The 15,980-nt window shown below is 74.5% G+C and carries 13 protein-coding genes; 6 read left to right on the forward strand and 7 right to left on the reverse strand.

The annotated features are described in order from the left end of the window. Positions 1-239: 239 nt before the first annotated feature. The 3 genes from AB0953_RS11560 to tdh all read right to left on the reverse strand — a co-directional run bounded on the left by AB0953_RS11560 (position 240) and on the right by tdh (position 3,767). Positions 240-1,154: a LysR substrate-binding domain-containing protein gene (locus AB0953_RS11560; RefSeq protein ID WP_366859227.1), complete on the reverse strand. Its 915-nt coding sequence runs from the start codon at positions 1,152-1,154 to the stop codon at positions 240-242. Between the two features lie 12 nt (positions 1,155-1,166). Next, the gene (locus AB0953_RS11565; RefSeq protein WP_366859228.1) at positions 1,167-2,375 is read right to left on the reverse strand and encodes a glycine C-acetyltransferase; all 1,209 of its coding nucleotides are present in this window, start codon (positions 2,373-2,375) and stop codon (positions 1,167-1,169) included. A gap of 363 nt (positions 2,376-2,738) precedes the next feature. Beyond that, complete coding sequence (gene tdh / locus AB0953_RS11570; protein ID WP_366859229.1) at positions 2,739-3,767, reverse strand: L-threonine 3-dehydrogenase; 1,029 nt, start codon at positions 3,765-3,767, stop codon at positions 2,739-2,741. A gap of 213 nt (positions 3,768-3,980) precedes the next feature. On the opposite strand from tdh, the gene AB0953_RS11575 reads away from it, so the two are divergent. Continuing rightward, on the forward strand, positions 3,981-4,892 hold the full coding sequence (locus AB0953_RS11575; protein WP_366859230.1) for an alpha/beta hydrolase fold domain-containing protein: 912 nt from the start codon (positions 3,981-3,983) through the stop codon (positions 4,890-4,892). A 121-nt stretch (positions 4,893-5,013) separates the two neighbouring features. Here the strand turns inward: AB0953_RS11575 and AB0953_RS11580 are convergent, their stop codons facing one another. Next, the gene (locus AB0953_RS11580; RefSeq protein ID WP_366859231.1) at positions 5,014-5,814 is read right to left on the reverse strand and encodes a class I SAM-dependent methyltransferase; all 801 of its coding nucleotides are present in this window, start codon (positions 5,812-5,814) and stop codon (positions 5,014-5,016) included. Positions 5,815-6,112: 298 nt separating this feature from the next. Between AB0953_RS11580 and AB0953_RS11585 the strand changes: the two genes are divergently transcribed. Continuing rightward, positions 6,113-8,407 carry a SpoIIE family protein phosphatase gene (locus tag AB0953_RS11585; protein WP_366859232.1) on the forward strand — a complete coding sequence of 765 codons (2,295 nt, stop codon included), beginning with the start codon at positions 6,113-6,115 and terminating at the stop codon, positions 8,405-8,407. A gap of 349 nt (positions 8,408-8,756) precedes the next feature. After that, positions 8,757-10,250 (forward strand): APC family permease, encoded by a 1,494-nt coding sequence (locus AB0953_RS11590; protein WP_366859233.1) that lies wholly within the window; start codon positions 8,757-8,759, stop codon positions 10,248-10,250. 72 nt (positions 10,251-10,322) lie between these two features. Here AB0953_RS11590 and AB0953_RS11595 read toward each other — a convergent pair whose 3' ends face one another. Together AB0953_RS11595 and AB0953_RS11600 are read right to left on the reverse strand one after the other, a co-directional pair. Then, a complete protein-coding gene (locus tag AB0953_RS11595) occupies positions 10,323-12,134 on the reverse strand; it encodes a glycoside hydrolase family 15 protein (protein ID WP_366859234.1) in 1,812 nt (603 codons plus the stop codon). A 151-nt stretch (positions 12,135-12,285) separates the two neighbouring features. After that, positions 12,286-12,843: a DoxX family protein gene (locus AB0953_RS11600; RefSeq protein ID WP_366859235.1), complete on the reverse strand. Its 558-nt coding sequence runs from the start codon at positions 12,841-12,843 to the stop codon at positions 12,286-12,288. Between the two features lie 136 nt (positions 12,844-12,979). Here AB0953_RS11600 and AB0953_RS11605 point away from each other — a divergent pair, with 136 nt between their 5' ends. From AB0953_RS11605 to AB0953_RS11615, 3 genes are all read left to right on the forward strand, one after another. Next, positions 12,980-13,441, forward strand: a complete 462-nt coding sequence (locus AB0953_RS11605; RefSeq protein WP_366859236.1) for a MarR family transcriptional regulator — start codon at positions 12,980-12,982, stop codon at positions 13,439-13,441. A 77-nt stretch (positions 13,442-13,518) separates the two neighbouring features. Next, on the forward strand, positions 13,519-13,851 hold the full coding sequence (locus AB0953_RS11610) for a YkvA family protein (RefSeq protein ID WP_366859237.1): 333 nt from the start codon (positions 13,519-13,521) through the stop codon (positions 13,849-13,851). 91 nt (positions 13,852-13,942) lie between these two features. Further along, positions 13,943-15,208 (forward strand): SUKH-4 family immunity protein, encoded by a 1,266-nt coding sequence (locus tag AB0953_RS11615; protein WP_366859238.1) that lies wholly within the window; start codon positions 13,943-13,945, stop codon positions 15,206-15,208. A 68-nt stretch (positions 15,209-15,276) separates the two neighbouring features. Here AB0953_RS11615 and AB0953_RS11620 read toward each other — a convergent pair whose 3' ends face one another. After that, complete coding sequence (locus AB0953_RS11620; protein WP_366859239.1) at positions 15,277-15,921, reverse strand: alpha-ketoglutarate-dependent dioxygenase AlkB; 645 nt, start codon at positions 15,919-15,921, stop codon at positions 15,277-15,279. Positions 15,922-15,980 lie beyond the last annotated feature (59 nt).

The following is a 15,980-nucleotide window of genomic DNA, read 5'->3' on the forward strand; positions in this document are numbered from 1 at the left end:
CGTAGCGACATCGCGAAGCGACGCGACCGAAGGGAGCGCCCTTGACGGGCCGGCGCGAACCGAAAGGACAATGGGCGGCCGGGACGCCCCCGGACGTCCTCCGACGCCGGTCGACCGTGACCCGTCATCCAAGCCCTCGGCCCAGTTGCTGCGCGCCTCGGTTCGGGGGGCGCCGGTCGCCCCCTCCGCCGGCCCGGCGTGGGGCTTGGTCGGCCGGGCCCCCTCCGCTCCCCGTCGCCTCAATGAGCCGGCAGTCTCCCGGCCTCCCTCCGCAGCGCGGCCAGGACCGGTGCGATCAGCGGGTGTGCTTCCGCCCCTCGCCGGGTCGCGGCGAAGACGCGGCGGGTTGCCGCCGGGCCCGAGACCGGGCGGACCTGGACCTCCTTGAGGTCCATGCCGTGCAGGGCCGACCGCGGGACCAGGGCCACCCCGGCACCCGCGCCGACCAGGGCCGTGACGGCCCGGAAGTCGTCGGAGGAGTGCAGGAACCGCGGCTGGAAGCCCGCCAGCTCGCAGGCGGTCAGCGTCACGTCGTGGCACGGGTTCCCGGGATACTGCCCCACCCAGTCCGCGTCCGACAGGTCGGCCAAGGCAATCTCGGGCAGGTCGGCCAGCGCGTGCCCCGACGGGAGCACCGCGTCGAAGGGCTCGGCGTACAGCGGGATGACGGACAGACGGCCGTCGTCGGCGCCGGGGGCGCCGCGGTACTCGACGGCGAGAGCAACGTCGGCTTCGCCGTCGAGCAGTAGCGGCAGGCTCTCGTCGCCCTCGGCGTCCCGCACGCGCAGCCGGATGCCGGGGTGGTCGTGGGCGAGGCGGGTGATGGCCGGGGCGAGGACCTCGGCGATGCCCGTGGCGAAGGCGGCGACGGTGACCTCGCCCGCGGAGCCTCCCGCGTAGGCGGCGAGCTCGGCTTCGGCGCGTTCCAGCTGGGCCAGGACCTCGTGGGCGTGGCCGAGCAGGATCTCGCCGGCCGCGGTCAGCCGCACGCCCCGGCCGCTGCGGGTCAGCAGCACGTGCCCCGTCTCCTGCTCCAGCGCCGCGAGCTGCTGGGAGACGGCGGAGGGGGTGAGGTACAGGGCGGCGGCCGCGGCGGTCACCGTACGGTGGTCCGCCACGGCCCGCAGGATGCGCAGCCGGCGGGGGTCGATCACCCCTCCATGATGTCAGCCCTGAGCAGCACCGAGAGCCGCGCGGGCGTCGATGAAGGCGGCGACGGCGCGCTCGACGTCCGCGGTCGAGTGGGCGGCGGAGAGCTGCACGCGGATGCGCGCCTGGCCCATGGGGACGACCGGGTACGAGAACCCGATCACGTACACGCCGCGCTCCAGCAGGAGCTCCGCCATGCGGGCGGCCTCGGCCGCGTCGCCGATCATGACGGGGGCGATGGCGTGGTCGCCGGGCAGGATCTCGAAACCGGCCTCGGTCATCTTCGTGCGGAAGAGCTTCGTGTTGTCCGCGAGGCGCTCGCGCAGGTCGCCGGCCGACTCCAGCAGGTCGAGGACCTTCAGGGAGGCAGCGGCGATGACGGGGGCGAGGGAGTTCGAGAAGAGGTACGGGCGCGAGCGCTGGCGCAGCAGCTCGACGATCTCGGCGCGGGCGGCGACGTAGCCGCCGGACGCGCCGCCGAGGGCCTTGCCGAGGGTGCCGGTGATGATGTCGACGCGGTCCATGACGCCGTGCAGCTCGGGGGTGCCGCGGCCGCCGGGGCCGACGAAGCCGACGGCGTGGGAGTCGTCGACCATGACCATGGCGTCGTAGCGGTCGGCGAGGTCGCAGATCTCCGTGAGGGGCGCGACGTAGCCGTCCATGGAGAAGACGCCGTCGGTGACGATCAGCTTGCGGCGCGCGCCGCCCTCGGTGGCCTCCTTCAGGCGGGCCTCGAGCTCGGCCATGTCGCGGTTGGCGTAGCGGAAGCGGCGGGCCTTGGAGAGGCGGATGCCGTCGATGATGGAGGCGTGGTTGAGGGCGTCGGAGATCACCGCGTCCTCGGCGCCGAGCAGGGTCTCGAAGACGCCGCCGTTGGCGTCGAAGCAGGAGGAGTAGAGGATCGTGTCCTCCTGGCCGAGGAACGCGGACAGGCGCGCCTCGAGCTCCTTGTGCACCTCCTGGGTGCCGCAGATGAAGCGGACGGACGCCATGCCGTAGCCCCAGCGGTCGAGGGCGTCCTTGGCGGCGGCGACGACCTCGGGGTGGTCGGCGAGGCCGAGGTAGTTGTTGGCGCAGAAGTTGAGCACCTCACCGGGGGTGCCGCCCGCGGTGACGGCGACGGCGGCGCTCTGCGGGGTGCCGATGACGCGCTCGGGCTTGTGCAGGCCCGCGGAGCGGATCTCGTCGAGGGTGGCGCGAAGGTCTTCGCGGACGGTCTCGAACATGGTGCGGTGCTCGCTTTCTCCTCGTGCGGCGGAGGGAGAGGGAGGGAGGAAGGAAGGAAGGGCGGAAGAAGAGGGCGGAGGGAGAGGAAGGGGGGGCCGGGCCCCGCGGAGGGGGGAGGGTTGGCGGGGCCCGGCCGGAGGGAGGTGGTCTGTATGGAACGGCCCGGACGGCCCTGGTCGGCCCGGATGCTCCGCATCCGACCGACCGATCCGACCGCCCGATCCGACCGACCGAGACGGCCAGCCGGACGACCGACCTGCCGAGACGGCCAGCGGACCGACCGCGACGGCCGGCCAGCCGGCCGGCCAGCCGGGCCAACCAGCCGACCTGCCGGCCCGATCAGGCCGGGCAGCGGCCCCCGGTCAGGACGTCCAGTCCAGGATGATCTTGCCGCTGCGGGCCGTGGCCGCCTCGTCGAAGGCGGCTTCGAAGTCGCGGTGCGAGTAGCGGCCGGTGATGACGGGGCTGAGGTCGAGCCCGCCCTCCAGCAGCACCGTCATCGCGTACCAGGTCTCGAACATCTCACGGCCGTAGATGCCCTTGATCGTGATCATCGAGGTGACGATCTTCGCCCAGTCCACCGGGAACTCCTGCGCCGGCAGGCCCAGCATGGCGATCTTGCCGCCGTGCGTCATGTTGTCGATCATGTCGCGCATCGCCTCGGCGCGGCCGGACATCTCCAGGCCGACGTCGAAGCCCTCGCGCAGCCCGAGCTGCGCCTGTGCGTCGGCGATCGTCTTCTGCGACACGTCGAGGGCGAGCGTGGCGCCCGCCTTGCGGGCGATCTCCAGGCGCTCGGGGCTGACGTCGGTGATGACGACGTTGCGCGCACCGGCGTGCTTGGCGACGGCGGCGGCCATGATGCCGATCGGCCCGGCCCCGGTGATCAGGACGTCCTCGCCGACCAGCGGGAAGGACAGCGCGGTGTGGACCGCGTTGCCGAACGGGTCGAAGATCGCCGCGACGTCCAGGTCGACGGCGGTGCGGTGCACCCACACGTTCTGCGCGGGCAGGACGACGTACTCGGCGAAGGCGCCATCGCGTCCGACGCCGAGGCCGACGGTGCTGCGGCACAGGTGGCGGCGGCCGGCCAGGCAGTTGCGGCACTTGCCGCACACGAGGTGGCCCTCGCCGCTGACCAGGGCGCCGACCTCGATGTCGCGGACGTCGCTGCCGACCGCGGCGACCTCGCCGACGAACTCGTGGCCGAGGACGAGCGGGGTCTTGACGGCGCCCTGCGCCCAACCGTCCCAGGAGCGGATGTGCAGGTCGGTGCCGCAGATGCCGGTGCGGAGCACCTTGATCAGCACATCGCCGGCGCCGTACTCCGGCTCGGGGACGTCCATGAGCCACAGCCCGGGTTCGGCTTTGTGCTTGACGAGTGCCTTCATGAGGTGGCTCCAGGCATGTGCAGGGGGCACCGCGACCGAAGTGACGGGTGCGGCGGATCGACAGGACCAATCTGCCGAGAGCGGCGGTGATCAGTCCATCGAGGATTTCTTAAGCGGGTCGACAGCCCAGCTTCACGCCTATGCTCCTCACGTGAAGGGCTGTGGCCTGCGCAAGAGGCCGTGGTCGGGGCAGGGATCGGGGAGGTGTGGGGCGTGCCGAGTCTGCGCAGCAGGGCGCTGTCGGTCGCGCTGATCGCGGCGGGGCGGCGAAGACGGTTCGCGAGTGCCGAGGCGGTGCACGCCAGGGTGGCGGAGTCGGCCCGCCGGCCGGCGTCGCACCTTCCGCCGCGGTCGCTGGGCCGGGTCGCGGAGATATCCCGCACCTTCGTCGGGGCGTGGCCGGTGTACGACGTGTGCCCGCGCGGGGCCGAGCCGGCGGCCAGTGTGCTGTACGTGCACGGCGGCGGGTACATCCACGAGCTGGTCCGGCCGCACTGGGCGATGATCCGGACGCTGGTCACGCAGGCGCAGGCCCGGGTGGTGGTGCCCGCGTACATCCTGGCGCCGCGGGGCACCGCGGACCGGACGGTTCCGGTGGCCGCGGACCTGCTGAGCGGCCTGATCGAGGCCGGCGGGGCGGGCGGGACGGTGCTCATCGGCGATTCGGCCGGGGCCGGGCTGGCGCTGGCCGCCGCGCAGCGGCTGCGCGACCGTACGGGCGCCCAGCCGTCCCGGATCGTGCTGATCTCCCCGTGGGTGGACCTGACGATGAGCCATCCGGACCAGGCGGCCCTGGAGGCGGACGATCCGGTGCAGGCGCGGCCGGGGCTGCTGGAGGCGGGCCGCCTGTACGCGGGGACGCTGGCGGCCGACGACCCGCGGGTCAGCCCGCTGCACGGCTCGTTCCGCGGCTTGGCCCCGATGACGGTGTTCACCGGTACCCGGGACGTGCTGAGCACGGACAGCCGCGAGTTGCTGCGGCGGGCCAGGGGCGCGGGTGCGGAGGTGGAGTTCCACGAGGAGCCGGGGCTGCCGCACGGGTACCCGCTGCTGCCGGTGCCGGAGGGGCGGGCGGCGCGGGAGCGGATCGTGGAGCTGATCCGGGCCGCAGCGGCCGACGGGTGACGCGGCCGCCGGGCCGGGCCCGCAGGGGTCCGCGCGGGGCGGTGGCCCGGAAGGCGGGGAAGGCGCTGAGGGCGGGAGAGGGCCGGTGCGGGCCGAGCAGGGCCCGCGAGCGCAGGGGTGGTCAGGCCGTGCACGTCATGAGAGAGCTGACGGGGCAGGCCTTGTACGCGGTCCAGTAGGCCTCGTCGCGCGTCTCGTCCGCGGGCGGGGTGCGGCTGGGCTGCCAGCCGACGGTGCTGAAGCCGGCCTCGACGGCGGCCTCGGCGAAGTCGGCGTGCGCCCATTCGCGGAACTCGAAGTCGACGGAGGGTTCGGTGAGGAACTGCGCCTTGAGCAGCGGTACGTCGCCTTCGGGGACGCGGTCGACGATCCGGACGCCGTACGGCGACCAGTCGACGTGCGGGAAGGCGCCGGGGTTGGGGACGATGGCCAGCAGGCGGCCGCCGTCGCGCAGGTTGGCGCGGATGGAGCGGAACATGGCGTGCAGGGCGGCCCGATCGGGCGCGTATTCGAACAGGTAGACGGCGGTGGCCAGGTCGAAGGGGCCCATCCGGGGCAGCTCGGCCGCGTCGGCGACCACGTACGAAATGCGGGCGCGGAGGCGGGCGTCGGCGTCGGCGGCCTCGGCGGCCGCACCGGCTCCGGCCTGCGCTGTGAGGGGGCCGGCCTCGGTGCCGTGGGCGCGGGCCAGGCGGATCATCTTCTCGGAGATGTCCACGCCGACGGTGCGCCGGGCTCCGCCGCGGGCGAGCAGCCGGGTGTTGTGTCCGTGTCCGCAGGCCAGGTCGAGGGTGTCGAGCCCGCGTACCCCGCCGAGGGCGTCGAGCGCCCCGAGCAGGGTGTGGGTGTCGGCCGCCGAGAAGGCCGCCGTGCTCTTGGACTCCACGAAGCGCTCGCCGATGGTGTCGTACTGGAACCGCATGCTCTGCCTTCCGTGGCCGGGGGGACGCGTGCGTAGGGTGCCCCGGTGTGCGGCCGGGCGTCGGCGCGGGCACGGGCGCGTCCCCCGGACGGGGAAGCGTTCGGGCCAGTGCGTACGGCGTCCGGGGTGTCCGACGGTGTGCCGGGCGGCCGGGCCGTGCCGCGTGCCGTACGGGCTCTCCCCCGGCCGTACGGCCGGGCCGGCCCCGCGTTTCCACAGGGGATCCGCACTTCCCGGGCCGCTGAGGTGGCGGCGGCCGCGGTGGTGGCGGGGTCCCGGGAGAAAGTCCGGCTCGGGGATGCAGCGCCGGGCGGGGCGGGGGCATGCTGACTGTGTGACGGCGAGACCGGAGCGCGGCCCGGCCGGCGACGCCATGGCCCGGGTGCTCGTGCAGGCGACGGTCGACGCGGTGCGGGAGCTGGGCGGGTTCGCCGGCGGGGTCTACCTGCGCTCGGGCACCGAGGGGCTGCTGCTGCTGGCGGTGGTGACCGGGCTCCCGGCGCAGCTGTTCCGCCCCTGGTGGCGGATGGGCGTCAACCGTCCCTATCCGGTCGCGGAGGCGTACCGCAGCGGGCAGTCGGTGCACCTGCCGGACGCCGAGTCGGCGATGCAGCGCTTCCCCCAGCTGATGGCGGGACTGCCGTTCCCGTTCGGGTCGCTGTACGAGCCGCTGTCCGCCGGGCCCGAGCGGTTCGGGGTGCTGTGGGTGATGCGGCCCGCGACGCCGGGCGCCGCGGTGGGGCCCCGGGACCGGGCGCGGCTGCGGGCGGCGGCGGAGGGGCTGGCCGGGGAGCTGGGGGCGCTGGTCGCGGCCGGGGATCCGGTGGTGTGGAACGGCGATCCGGTGCCGGTGGCTCCGGCGGGGCGGGCGCAGGGGGCGCGCGAGGCGGTGGAGCGGCTGCCGCAGGCGGTGCTGTCGGTGGACCGCGCGGGCAGGATCCGCTACGCGAACGGGGCCGCGGCGCTGCTGGGCCTGGGCGGGCCGGACCTGCGGGGGCGGGTGCTGTGGGAGGCGGTGCCGTGGTTGGGCCAGCCGGCGTACGAGGACCACTTGCGGGCGGTGTTCATCGCCGGGGACCCGGTGGCCTTCCCGGCCCGGAGGGGCCGGCCGCCGCACGCGGAATGGGTGTCGGTGGAGCTGTATCCGGGTCCGGACGGCGTGACGGTGCTGATCGGTGCGAGCGACCAGCCGCCCTATGCGCCCGATGCGGCGGGCCGGCCGGGGGCGGGGCCCGGCTCGGCGGCGGGCGCGGGTGCGGGTGCTGCGGCGGGCGCAGGTGCGGGTGCTCCGGCGGGCGCGGGTGCGCCGGGGGGCCCGGGTGCGCCGACGGGCGCCCGTTCACCGACGGGACTGGGTTCTCCGGCGGACCGGGCCTCGGCGCTGTACCGGCCGGTGGCGCTGGCGATCGCGCTGACGGGGGCGGTCACGGCCCGGCAGGTGTCGGCGGTGGTCACGCAGGAGCTGCTGCCGGCGTTCGGCGGCCGCCAGCTGGCGATCTACCTGCTCAACGAGCGGCACCTGCACCTGGCGTGGGAGACGGGGTTCCCGCGGGGGTTCCTGGACCGGTTCGACGGGGTGGGGCTGGACGCGCGGCTGCCGGGCGTGGAGACGCTGACCACGGGCCGGCCGATCTTCTTCGAGTCGATGGAGCACCTGGCGGCCGCCTATCCGGGAATCCCGCTGGACGCGCACGTCGGGGCGCGGGCGTTCCTGCCGCTGATCGCATCGGGCCGTCCGGTGGGGTCGTGCATCCTCGGTTTCGACACGCCGCGCGGGTTCTCCCCGGAGGAGCGGACGGTGCTGACGGCGCTGGCCGGGCTGATCGCGCAGGCCCTGGAGCGGGCCCAGCGCTACGACTCCGAGGCGGCGCTGGCGCGCGGGCTGCAGTCGGCGCTGCTGCCGCACCGGCTGCCGGTGCGCGAGCACGTGGAGACGGTGGGGCGGTACCTGCCGGGCACGACGGGGATGGACGTGGGCGGCGACTGGTACGACGTGGTCGAGGCCGGTACGGGCCGGCTGGCGCTGGTGATCGGGGACGTGCAGGGCCACGGGGTGGCGGCCGCGGCGACGATGGGCCAGCTGCGCAGCGCCGTACGGGCCTTCGCGCTGAGCGGGAACGCCCCCGACCAAGTGGTGTCGGGGACGAACCGGCTGCTGATCGATCTGGACCCGGGGCAGTTCGCCAGCTGCTGCTACGTGCTGCTCGACCCGGTCTCGGGCGCGGCGCAGGCGGTGCGGGCGGGGCATCCGCAGCCGCTGCTGCGCCATCCGGACGGGCGGGCGGAGGTGCTGGACCTGCCGGGCGGGGTGGTCCTGGGGGTGGACGCCGATGCGGTGTACCCGGTGACGCGGCTGCAGCTGGCTCCGGGGGCGGTGCTGGCCCTGTACACGGACGGGCTGGTGGAGACGCCGGGCCGGGACTTCGACGCCGGTGTGGAGCGGCTTCGGGCGACGCTGGCGGCGGCCCGGCCGTCGCCGCTGACGGAGACGGCCGACCGGCTGGTCGGCGAGGTGGACGGCAGCGCGGACCGGCCGGACGACGTGGCGCTGTTGCTGGCGTCCCGGCCGGCCGCCCCGGGCCGGCGGCGGTGAGCCTGCGGCGGCGGTGGCGGCCGTCTGCGGGCGGCGGTGATCGTCTTCCTCCGCTGCGGTGTCGCGGCGGCCACACATCGGCAAAGCGGAAGAAAATTTGCGCGCGCCCGGCTGCGGTTCCCGTACGAGGACACCGCGCAGCATTTACGCGGCCTTAACGTCGCCGAAGGCCTCCCGACATCCAGCGGAACGATGGAATCCGCAGGCGGTGGACTCTTGACCTGCGGATCCCCCGGGGATTCCATGTCGGCCCGGGAGCAACCGAACATCTCTGCACACCACCGCCCCGGAGGCGATACCGCTCCCGTTCTCTCAGCTCACCGCATCTGCCGATCGGAACCCCGCACCGATGACTGAAACGATCAGCGCCCCGCAGGCCCTCGCGCCGGCCACCGGCCCCACCCCCCAGAAGCTCAAGCGTTCCATCGGCGTCGTCGGCGGGACCCTGCTGACCCTCTCGTGCGTGACGCCCGCCTCGACCCTGTTCGTGGTCGTGCCCGACCTGTTCGCCGACCTCGGTACGTGGACCGCCCTGACGATCGCCATCGGCTCGCTGCTCTGCATCGCGGTGGCGTTCTGCTACTCCGAGCTCGGCACCCTGATCCCCAGCGCGGGCGGCGAGTACGCGATGGTCTCCACGCTGGCGGGCCGGCTCGCCGGCTGGCTGGTGTTCGTCCTGTCCCTGCTCGTGGTGATGATCGTGCCGCCCGTGATCGCCATGGGCACGGCCGACTACCTCGCGCCGATCGTCCACATACCGGCCCCCGTCGCGGGCGGCGGCGTGATGCTGCTCGCCACCCTGGCCGGCCTGCTGGACCTGCGGGCCAACGCCTGGATCACCGGCATCTTCCTGGTCCTGGAGGTCGTGGCCGCCGCGCTGGTCGCCGTCCTCGGGTTCGCGCACGGCGAGCGGGGTGCGGACGCGCTGGTGCACGGCGTCGCCGCGGGCGAGAACGGCGCGTCCTCGCCCGTGACCGCGATGATGGTCGTCTCCGGCCTCGCGATCGCCCTGTTCGTCACCCAGGGCTTCTCCACCGCCGTCTACCTGTCGGAGGAGCTGGAGAACCCGCGCCGCAACGTGGCCCGCACGGTCCTCGCCACGCTGGCCATCTCCACCGCCGTGATCCTGGTTCCGGTGATCGCCATCACCGTGGGCGCCCCGGACCTGGGCGCGCTGGCCGAGGGCGACCTCGGCGGGATGGTGACCGCCTGGTCGAACTCGGCCGTGGGCACCTTCGTCAGCCTGTGCGTCGCGCTGGCCATCATCAACGCCGGCATCGTCATGGTGATCCAGAACTCTCGCGTGCTGTTCGCCTCCGCCCGCGACAAGGCCTGGCCCGAGCCGGTCAACAACGCGCTGTCCAAGCTGGGCCGGTTCGGCTCGCCGTGGGTGGCCACCCTGGTGGTCGGCGTCCCGGGTGCGGCGCTGTGCTTCGTCAACCTCGACACGCTGTACGGCGTCACGGGCGTCTCGGTGACCGGCATGTACCTGCTGGTCGCGGTGGCCGCGCTGTTCGCCCGGCGCGGGGCGCACCGCGAGGTGGCCGCGTGGCGGATGCCGCTGTGGCCGGCGGTTCCGATCGCGCTGATCGCCGTCCTCGGGTACATCCTGACCCAGCAGGAGACCCAGTACCTGCTGTGGACGGGCGGGATCACCGCTGCGGCGACGCTCTACTGGGCGCTGTACCTGCGGCCGCGGCAGGACACCCGCTGGCTGGTCAGCGTGCCGGAGGACGAGACCGCCGACGAGGCCGCCGGGGCCGCGGCCCTGGCCGGCGCGGAGACCGGGCTCGCAACCGGTGCCGTCTCCGGGATCGCCGTCGGCGAGGGCGCACCCGCCTAGCAGGACCTCTTCGGGAACAACCGGCCGGCGGGGCCGGCCGCGGGCGCGGGCGCCTGCGGCCGGCCCCGCCGTTCAGCGTGCCGCGGCGCTCGCCGGGCCGCTGCCGAGGCCGAGGGTGAGGGCGGTGTTCACCAGGCCGACGTGGCTGAACGCCTGCGGGAAGTTGCCCAGTTGGCGCCGGGCCGCGGGGTCGTACTCCTCGGCGAGCAGGCCCACGTCGTTGCGGACCTCCAGCAGCCGTTCGAAGAGCTCGCGGGCCTCCTTCTCGCGGCCGGTCATGTGCAGGGCGTCCGCGAGCCAGAAGGAGCAGGCCAGGAAGGCTCCCTCGGATCCGGGCAGCCCGTCCACCGAGGCGCCTTCGGTGCTGTAGCGGCGCACCAGGCCGCTGCTGCCGAGCTCGGCGCGGACGGCGTCGACGGTGCCGACGACGCGGGGGTCGTCGGGCGGGAGGAAGCCGACCCTGGGGATGAGCAGGGTGGCGGCGTCCAGCTCCTGTGAGCCGTAGGACTGCGTGAAGGTGTTGCGCACGGGGTCGTAGCCGTTCTCGCAGACGTCGCGGTGGACGGCCTCCCGCATGGCCCTCCAGCGGTCCACGTCGCCGCGCTCGGAGGGGTCGTTCTCCAGGGTGCGCACGGCGCGGTCGGCGGCCACCCACGCCATGACCTTGGAGTGCACGAAGTGCCGGCGCGGGCCGCGGACCTCCCACAGGCCCTCGTCGGGTCGGCGCCAGTTGTGCTCCAGGAAGTCCAGCAGGGCGAGCTGGATCCGCCAGCTGTGCCGCTCGGCGGGCAGCCCGGCGGACCTCGCCAGGTGCAGGGAGTCCAGGACCTCCCCGTACACATCGAGCTGGAGCTGGTTCACGGCCGCGTTGCCGATCCGGACGGGCGCGGAGTAGGCGTAGCCGCTCAGCCACGGCAGCTCGGCCTCCGGGATCCGCCGCTCGCCGCCGATGCCGTACATGATCTGCAGGTCTGCGGGGTCGCCGGCGACGGCGCGCAGCAGCCATTCGCGCCAGGCGCGGGCCTCGTCGAGGAAGCCGGTGGCGAGGAGGGAGCCGAGGGTCAGGGTGGAGTCGCGCAGCCAGCAGAAGCGGTAGTCCCAGTTGCGCACGCCGCCGATCTCCTCGGGCAGGGAGGTGGTGGCGGCCGCGGCGATGCCGCCGGTGGGCGCGTAGGTGAGGGCTTTGAGGGTGACCAGGGAGCGGATCACCGCCTCCTTGTAGGGGCCCTCGTAGCGGCACTGGCCGGTCCAGTCCCGCCAGTCGGCGAGGCTCTGCTCCAGAGCCGTGTACGGATCCACGGGCTCGGGGCGCGGTTCGTGCGAGGGGTGCCAGGTGAGGACGAAGGCGACGCGTTCGCCGGCGGCGACGGTGAACTCGGAGCGCGTGCTGTTGTCCTCGCCCCAGGTGCGCACGGGCGGTTCGCTGCGGAACCAGGCGGAGTCGGGTCCGGCGACGGCGACGCGGTGGCCGTCGCAGCGGCGGACCCACGGCACGACGTGCCCGTAGTCGAAGCGCAGGCGCAGGGTGCTGCGGACGGTGACCTCGCCGGACAGGCCCTCGACGATGCGGATGACGTCGGGGGCCTTGTCGCGTTGCGGCATGAAGTCGACGACCTTGATCGAGCCGCCGTCCGGGGTGTCCCAGTAGGACTCCAGGACGAGGGTGCCGTCCACATAGGCGCGCCGGGTGCAGGGGGCGCCGTCGGCGGCCGCTGCGGGGGCGATGCGCCAGTGGCCGTTCTCCTGGCCGCCGAGGAGCGCGGCGAAGCAGGCCGCCGAGTCGAAGCGCGGCAGGCACAGCCAGTCGATGGACCCGTCACGGCCGACGAGCCCGCTGGTCATCAGGTCGCCGATGATTGCGTAGTCTTCGATGGGTTGTGTCATTTGTGCGCTGTTCCCCCGAATGAGGGGACCCAATCAGCGCACTGCCGCGGCTCGTGGAGGGTCCTGACCGTGCCGGGGCCGGAAGGTCCGGCCGCCCCGCGGCGCCCGGTGCGGGGCGCCGCGGGGCGGTGCACCGCACCGGCCGGAGCACCTAGGTGCGGACGAGGAGCGTGGCGACCGCGAGGACGACGCCGAGGGCGACGGCGAGGGCGCCGTGGGCCAGGCGGTGGCCGCGCAGCACGGGCAGCAGGCGGTCGACGGCGTAGCGGCCGGGGCCGGTGAGCGCGACGGCGGCGGCGCCCGCGGTCAGCAGCAGCTCGTACTCGATGCCCTTGGGTGCGAAGAACGACCCGGTGCCGTGCACCGCGATCGCGTTGATCATCGTGCCGACGACGGCGGCGCCGGCGAGCGGCGTCAGCAGGCCGGCGGCGAGGCCGAGGCCGCCGAGGGTCTCGGCCAGGCCGGCGACGACGGCCATGGCCTCGCCCGCCGGGTAGCCGCTGGCGGTGAAGAACTGTCCGGTGCCGCTGATCCCGCCGCCGCCGAACCAGCCGAAGAGCTTCTGGGAGCCGTGGGCGGCCATGGTCAGGCCGAGGACCAGGCGCAGCAGCAGGAGCCCGGTGTCGTGGGCGGGGGTGGACAGCGCGAGGGGTGCGGCGGCCGGGGTGGCGGCCTGCGGCTCCGTCGCGGTGGCGGAGGGGCTGGTCATGGGGATTCCTTCCGGTCAGGCGGCCCTCGGCGGGAGAGGGAGGTGGTACGTGGCAGGGTTGTTCAAATTCGAACCTGCCGACCGACCTGACAGTACCGATTGATTCAAATTCGAACAACCCGGTACCCTGGAGCGCATGGCTGAAACGAGATGGCTCGACGATCGAGAGATGCACGCCTGGCGCGGCTTCCTGGCCGCCTCGGCGCTGGTGAACCGCCGTCTCGACCAGCAGCTCAAGGACGAGGCCGGGCTTTCGCACCCCCAGTACGAGATCCTCGTACGGCTCTCGGCGGCCCCGGACCACGAGCTGCGGATGACCGATCTGGCCAATGGCCTGATCAACTCCAAGAGCGGCCTGACCTACCAGGTCACCCAACTGGAGAAGGCGGGGCTGGTCCGCCGCCGCAGCTGCGCCTCGGATGTGCGCGGGGTCTTCGCGGTCCTCACGGAGGCGGGGCGCGCCCGCCTGGACGAGGCGGCCCCCGGGCACGTGGCGGCCGTACGGGAGGCGCTCATCGACGTCCTGACGCCGGAGCAGCTCGACGCGATCGCCGAAGGGCTGGGCGAGGTCAGCCGGCGGCTGCGTGCGCAGGCCTGACGGCCGAGCGGGCCCGCGGGCGGCGCGGCGGCCGGCGGCAGGGCGGGGTGCGGGGCGGGACGGGGTATAGGGGACGCATGGACACGACGGTCTGGCTGGTCCTCGCCGCGGCGCTCGCCCTCGGGCTGGCGGCCGCGGCCGCGGTGCTGCTCGTACGGGTGGTCAGGGCGCGGCGCCTGCTGCTCGACGCGGGGGTTCCGCTGCGGGACAAGGCGCTGTTCTGGCTGGCCGTGGTCTACACGGTCTCGCCGGTGGACCTGCTTCCGGATCCGGTGTACCTCGACGACATCGGGATCCTGCTGCTGGCCCTGCGGGCGCTCCGGGCGGCGGCGTCGGCGGCCTCGGCCGGCCTCGGGACCGCCCCGGCGCGGACCTCCGCGGCCCCGGCCGGGGAGGCAGCGGGCAGGTGACCGGGGCCGGCCGGCGCCGGTGGGATGTGCGCCCGGCGCGGACCTGCGGCCCCGCGGCCGGCTGTCGGAGGCGGCTGGCACCATGTCCTCCATGCCTCGTGACGATCTTGACGCCTTCTTCGCCTCCCCCGCCGCCGTCCTTCAAACCGGGCCCGCCGAGCTGACGGAGCTGCTCGAACTGCCGGACTCCGGCGGCGGGGCGGGCCGCGAGGTCTTCGCCCAGGCGAGTGCGGTGCTCGCCGGGGCGCAGGTGCCGCGGGCGGAGTTCGCCTCGTGGCTGCACTTCGCCGCGAAGGTGCTGGGACACGACTCCTACGCCGATGCGGTGGCGGCCGCCGAGCCGGACATGCCGTGGCGGACGGTCTGGGCCTGGTGGCGGCCGGTAGGCGCCTTCCGGGCCCAGCCGAACCTCAGCGGGGACGCCTCCGCCGAGCTGTTCGACACCGCGGATGGCCGGGTCCTCGTCAAGGTCTCCTCGCTGTGGACGCAGCAGCGGTGGTTCGACGCGGCAACCGGCGGCCCGTCGCCGGAGCCGGCGCAGGGCGAGGCCACCCCGCGCGAGGAGCACTACGACCCGGACGGGCCGTTCCTCTTCGACCCGGAGGGCGAGGACGGGCTGCACACCCCGGACACCTGGGAGGAGCTCGCGCCGCTCGGCGGCGACCGCTTCCTGCTGGTCGAAGCCCGCGGGCTCGCCGTACTGGAGCGGGGCAGCACCGCGGCGCCCACCGGCGCGCCGGACGCTTCCGGCGCGGCGGAAAGCGCCTCCTGGGGCCCCGGGGAGCCGTGGTTCGCCGGCCCCGCGCCCTACCGGACGCCGCTGGACGCGGCCCGCCTGGAGGCGGCCTTCGGCGCGGACGGGGTGGTGCGGGTACCGCAGGCGCGGCAGCCGGAGGCGCTCACCCACCGGCCGACGCGCGAGCTGATCGCCACGGCGGGCCTGCCCGCGTACTGGGCGGTGGGGGTGGCCTCCTTCAAGCCGGCGTGGACGGCGTCGGGGCCGCGCGACCCGCAGCCCGATGCCGCGGGGCTGCTGCACCTGGGCACGTTCGAGTTCGGGTACGACGGCGGTCCGGTCCTGGTCCACCCGCAGACGGGCGCGGTGTCGATGGTCCGGGACGGCGACGGGCCGTTCCCCCTCGCCCGGGACACCGAGACGTTCGTCCGGCTGCTGGAGGCGGTCTACCGGTTCATGGGGGCCTGCTGGGACCCGTGGGACGGCGAGCCGGGCCACGCCGCGTTCCTGAGCGAGGCGGCGGAGCTGGAGCCGGTCTCGGTGGACACCGACGAGCCGGGCGGCCAGGCCTGGGAGCACGTGTTCGCCGGCATCACGGAGTTGAGCGTCTGGGGCTACTGACTGACGCGCAGGGCTTCAGCGCCCGGGGCGTAGGCACCCTGGGCGCCGGCGCCCGGCGGCGAGCGGCTTCAGCGGACGCCCCGCGGGCGGTACTGGATGCTGATGCGGGGGCCGACGGCGCGCGTGGACTTGGGCACGGCGTGCTCCATGGTGCGCTGGCAGGAGCCGCCCATGACGACGAGGTCGCCGTGGCCGAGCGGCAGGCGCAGCAGGGTGGGACCGCCGCCCCGGGGGCGCAGGACGAGGTCGCGGGGATCGCCGACGGAGACGATCGCGACCATGGTGTCCTCGGTGGCGGAGCGGCCGATGCGGTCGCCGTGCCAGGCGACACTGTCGCGGCCGTCGCGGTAGAGGCACAGCCCGGCGGTGGCGAAGGGCTCGCCGAGCTCTTCGGCGTAGTGCCGGGTGAGGACCTCGCGGGCGTCGGTGAGGACGGGGTGGGGCAGGGGGGCGCCCTCGTCGTAGAAGGCGAGCAGGCGCGGGACGTCCACCTCGCGCTCGTACATGTGCCGGCGCTCGGCCCGCCAGGGCACCTGTGCGGCGAGGTGCTCGAAGAGGGCGTCGGCCCCCGTGAGCCAGCCGGGCAGCCGGTCGACCCAGGCACCGGCGCCGAGCGCGGTGCGCCGCAGGCCCGTCAGCGGGCCGAGGCCGATCTCCTCGCCCTGGTCGAAGAGGGAGCCCTGGAGGCCGTGGAGACTCTGGGTGGCGCGCATGGATCCAGCCTAACGCGCCCCTCGAACACGCGCTCGAACAAAACGGCGCCGCGCGTCGG

The organism is Streptomyces sp. NPDC046866, from assembly GCF_040704625.1.
Lineage (GTDB): Bacteria > Actinomycetota > Actinomycetes > Streptomycetales > Streptomycetaceae > Streptomyces.